The following is a 5,137-nucleotide window of genomic DNA, read 5'->3' as shown; positions in this document are numbered from 1 at the left end:
TGCAAAAGCGACGCGATAAGACTGCCGCGAAGCGCTTCTTCAAACGGGTACTGTCAGCCAGTGCCGAGGTGCCGAAGAAAATCGTCACCGATCAACTGCGCAGCTATTCTGCGGCAAAAGCAGAAATACCGGTGCTCGCGAACGTCAAGCATGTCTTCGTCAAGCCTGCGGCGCGCGTGAACAATCGTGCCGAGAACAGCCATCAGCCCACGCGCGAACGCGAACGTCGGATGCGCGGTTTCCGGCTGCCCGACCAGACGCAAACCTTCCTGTCGAGCTTCGGTCCGATCTGGCAACACTTTGCCCTCAAGCGCCATTTGCTGCGTGCCTCGCTTTACCGAAAACAGCTCGCGACCCGGTTCGAATCGTGGCGTCTTTTTACCGGCCTCGCCCAAAATCCGCTCGGCGTTTTCTGAACATCACCTCATCTGGCCGCAATTAGGGCGACAGGGTTAACGTGACAACGCCTCCTGGGCGGCGTAATGGAGCCAGTCCGCGGGCACCGAATGGGCCACGCGATGGGCGGCGTAATGCGGCCACCTGATCGTTGGCGAGACGGTGCCAGCAGCACCGGGTGGTAGACGCGATTCGATCTTTCTCAGCGACGGTACGCTCGTTCTTTTTTGAACGGAGTAGCCATGGCCAACCGGAGGTTCGAATTGTTTGTGTACCGTCAAATTCTCGCGCGCATCCGGCGATTCCGATCGCGACATTGCTCGCGCCCACCTGATGGGCAGGACCAAGCTAGCGATCGTACAACACGAAGTTGATGCTCTATACGTTGGTCGCGCCGCTGACGATGCCGGCGACCCCGCGCGCGCAAGACAAGGTCGCGCGCGTGGAGACGGATGCGCAGCTGGGGGTTATTCAGTGCGCGGGGCCCGCGGGCTGGTTGAATGGGTGCTCGCCCTGCGGTTCTGTCGCATATGGACGATTGGCGACGAGCGGTCCGAAGGTCGTTCGGACCGCAATCCCGGCAGCATCCATGCACCAACGCCATGTGCCGCCGGACAAACGGCGAAGTTTTGTATTAGATCCTTCCTGGCGGAGCATCGGTTTTTATTGGTGAGATTGTCAATAAATGGGCTTTAATTAATTGAGCGATTTGTATTTTTTTTGAAATTCCATGGTTTTCATATTCCATTACGAAAAATTACGAAGTATATTCAAAGCGCAGATTGAACGACGCCGGAGAGGTGGAGCGACCCGGTGCGCTGTCCCAGACGGATCGTGGAAACGCCGATCGCGCCGGATCGCAATCTGTCACAACTTGAATTCGCAAATGGGCAGGTGTCGAAGAACATAGCCTGTTTATCGATACGACATAAACAACAGGGCCGCCATCATGAATATCTTCACGTAGTTCGCCGTCCATCTATTCCGACATGAACGATTGCTTTGCTTCGCGGGAATTCGTCGCGAGGCACAAGTGTGGTCGTTCGCTTTTGTGCGGAATCCGCCAGTTTTCCTCTATCGGAATGTCCGACCGGTGATGAATCCTGACGCCTGCCATGCCGGTCGCGGGAACGCACTCGATTCCGCATCGTCTACGCGGGTTCCCGTTCTGGGCACAGTGGAAGCGGCTGGGCGTCCGCGATTCATGTGAGTCCTTCGATTGGCCAATCGAAGTGAAAAGGGTCCCGGAATGCATTTTCCGTTCTGGTTCATTCAATTTTTTAGGATGACTAATATATGAAGAAGCTCTTGGTGACGTACATGGTGATGGCCGCCTGGGGATGGGCATCGATGGCGGAGGCGGCCGATACGGCGGGACTCTGGCAGGACGTTCCGGCTTCGGTGGCAGTCTCGATGCGCGGCGCGGCGACGTCTGTGCCCACGTTCTATCGAGCGGTCACGCTCGATCTGGGCAACCTCAAGACTGAATTGTCGACGAGCGCTGCGGCGATCCGGAGCGGGCAAGGCAACAGGCTCGCGTTGCCGCTGCCAGAAGGGGGGGTGACGTACTTCACCTTGTCTGAATCAGACGTGCTGCCACCGGCCCTGGCTAAGCGCTATCCGGCGTTGAAGAGCTACAAGGGGGTGGACGACAAGGGACGCCGCGCCCGCGTCGACCTCACGCCGCAAGGGTTGCAAGCTGCGGTGTACGGAGACAATGATGGGATGTGGTTGGTGCAACCGGCAGGGCAGCTATCCGGTCGGGCCAGCAAGGCGGCGGACAGTGGCGATGTGTACTGGTCGTTCAGGCGGGCGGCACTGCCGGGTTCGTCTCCGTTTAACGAGGAAAAGTTCGACAAGAACCTGCTCAACGGCAGCGGAGTGCGGAAGAATTCGGGCAAGGAGGCGAGTGGCAGCGCAACCGGCGCCCGCGCGAGCGGCTCGGTGATGTACGACTACCGCCTAGCCATGGCGGCGACCAGCACGTATACCAAGAGCTTCGGCGGCACCGTCGTCGATGGACTAGCCGCAGTGGCAACGATGGTCAACCGTATCAACGAAATCTACGAGAACGATCTGGGCGTGCACCTTACTTTGATCGACAGCGAAGACAAGATCATTTATACGGACACCAAGAGCGACCCGTACGCGGGCTTGGCTCCCGGCGACTATCCGATCAACAACAAGAACGTGAAGAACCTTGCCAAGTTGATCGGCAACAAGAATTTCGATGTCGGCCACGTGGTGGCGGGCGATGGCACTGGTGGCATGGCGTCGATCGCCAGCACCTGTCAGGACGCTACCAAAGCGGCGGGCAGCACCGGCCGACTCGATCCGGTCGGCGACGCGTTCGCGGTGGATTATGTGGCGCACGAATTGGGTCATTCGTTCGGTTCATACCATACATTCAACGGCAATCGCAGCACGCCTGAAGAGGACGCAGTTGAGCCGGGAGAGGGTTCCACCATCATGGGTTACGCAGGCGTGTATCGTGAGAACTACCCCGACTTCTCCTATCAACCGCATACCGATCCGTATTTCAACAGCAGCAGCATCGGCATGATCCAGGACTGGATTTCCAGCGCGGGCGGAAGCTGTGCGACGCGCACGCTCAACAAGAGCAGCGCGCCGTGGCTCGACCCGAAGTCGCTGCTTCCGCCGAACGCGATCGAGACTGGCCGACAGCACTACGTGATTCCGGCCAGGACGCCTTTCACCTTGAAGGTGAAAGCGGCCAAGGGGAGCAAGGCCAGCGGCCTGACCTACACCTGGGAGCAGTTCGACTTCGGCCCGGAGCAGTTCGGCGCATTGAAGGACGACGGCCAGGGACCGATCTTCCGTTCGGTCAAGCCGCATGTGGAGGACGAGCAGACCTTCCCGCACTTGGCGGCCGTGCTGGGCGACGAACCGCTCGGCAACGGCGAAGTCTATCCCGCGACCAACCGCAAACTCAGCTTCCGCGTGACCGTTCGCGACAACGTGGCGATGGCCCGATCGCTGGGCGTGGGACCGAATACGGCCAGCGGCAACATGTATGTGAATGTGGTCGATACCGGTGGCGCATTCGCCGTCACGGCACCGAGAGCCACGGTGAAATGGGCGGCGGGGTCCGGGCAAACCGTGGGCTGGAATGTGGCTCAGACCGATGTCGCGCCGATCGCCTGTGCCAACGTCAAGCTGGATCTGTCGCTGGACGGCGGGTATAGCTACCTGCCCAATCCGTTGCTGGCCAGCACGCCCAACAACGGCAAGGCCAAGGTCACGTTGCCGGCGGTGGCATCGAACAAGGCGCGCATCCGGGTGAGTTGCACTAACAACGTGTTCTTTGCAGTGACGCCCACGACCTTTACGATCGTGAAGTAAGGGGCGGGCGGGGGCGCCGGTTTCGGGGCATCCGTCAAGGCGGTTCCCTTCGTACTGTGGAGGGCGCTGTCAACGTGCTGTTGTTCGTCGATAAAAACAAGAGTAGAAGTGGCTTGGCCAACCACCGACGGATTTTGGGTGCCTCAGGTGATTTCGTGCTGGGCAACGAAGCGGGTGACAAGTGTTGTGCAATAGAACGAGGCGCGCAGTAGGCGTCGCTTGAGTGAAAAATACTGGCGAATCGGCCCGAAGCACGAGAAGGAGGATCCACTGTAGGCAACGGCGGTTATCGATATGCGGACTAGGTTGTTTCTTGTCATGACTTTAAGATTAATGATTAGGAGTACAACATGATGTCACTGAAATATCCATGGCTTTTAGTCGCATCGCTACTTGCCACAGGGGCTGGTGGCAACGCTTTCGCCCAGACGTCCAAGGACGATCCACTCTTCATCTATCAGTGGCATCTCCAGAATACGGGACAGGCGGTCATCGGGGATGCCCGGCCCGTCGCCAAGGTGGATCTGGATCTGACGGATCTTCATGCGAGAAACATTCGCGGCAACGGTGTGATCGTCGGCGTGGTCGACGATGGCCTCGAAATTCGCCATGAGGATCTGGCGGGCAACGTCGTGCCGGGCGGTTCGAAGAACTTCGTCGACGGTTCGAACGATCCGACGCCGGTCAACGGCAACGACGAACATGGGACGGCCGTGACGGGCATCATCGGCGCGGTTGGCTGGAACGGCAAGGGCGGGCGCGGCGTCGCGCCGGAGGCGCGTTTGAAAGGCTTCAATTTCCTGTCCAAAGATGTGGATGGACTCGATACCAATCAGGACACCAATATCCGCTATTCCTGGGGCAACGGGCTGGAGTCGAAGGATGTCGCCGTGTACAACAATAGCTGGGGGTCGGTGCTCAGGAGTTATCCGGCGATATCGCTGGCGGAGCAGGGATCCTGGGAGAAGCTGATGCAGTCCACCCGCAAGGGCAAGGGCGGCATCTATGTCAAGGCGGCGGGAAACAACTTCAATAATCATCAAGTTTTCTTTGGGCTAATCGAACTGTGTACTGACCAGGCAAAATCGTTGAAGGTCAGCTGCGTTTCGTCCTCCACGGACCCGTTCAACAACTTCATCGGCACGATTACCGTGGCCGCGGTCAACGCCAAGGGCGTGCGTTCGTCGTATTCCTCCGCGGGCGCATCGATCTGGGTGTCGGGAATCGGCGGGGAGTTTGGCGTCCAGAAAGCGTATTTCCCCGATCTGAGCAACATCGCCGATTTCGCGAAGCCGACCTATTACGATCCGGCGATCGTCACCACGGACCTGAGCGGCTGCGCGCGAGGTTCCAATGCCGACCGGAAGGACGGCACGGT

General features: G+C 59.0%; 3 protein-coding genes. All 3 read left to right on the top strand.

Annotation, left to right across the window (positions count from 1 at the left end; all coding sequences use genetic code 11):
* The coding region (locus tag RZR99_RS31385; protein WP_323123617.1) for a DDE-type integrase/transposase/recombinase at window positions 1–416 on the top strand (416 nt) is incomplete at its 5' end.
* Window positions 417–1,692: 1,276 nt separating this feature from the next.
* Window positions 1,693–3,759, top strand: coding sequence for a reprolysin-like metallopeptidase (locus RZR99_RS31380; RefSeq protein ID WP_323123616.1), 2,067 nt, complete (start codon window positions 1,693–1,695; stop codon window positions 3,757–3,759).
* 350 nt (window positions 3,760–4,109) lie between these two features.
* On the top strand, window positions 4,110–5,137 hold a 1,028-nt coding region (locus tag RZR99_RS31375; protein ID WP_323123615.1), incomplete at its 3' end, for a S8 family peptidase.

This window comes from Burkholderia alba (genome assembly GCF_034721475.1).
Taxonomy (GTDB): domain Bacteria; phylum Pseudomonadota; class Gammaproteobacteria; order Burkholderiales; family Burkholderiaceae; genus Burkholderia; species Burkholderia alba.
The sequence above is the reverse complement of the archived record's forward strand: the minus strand, read 5'-3'. Positions and strand labels throughout refer to the sequence as shown.

What these genes read in the sequence shown, in the direction of transcription:
- RZR99_RS31380 (WP_323123616.1), top strand. Translation starts at nt 1,693, where the DNA reads ATGAAGAAGCTCTTGGTGACGTACATGGTGATGGCCGCCTGGGGATGG.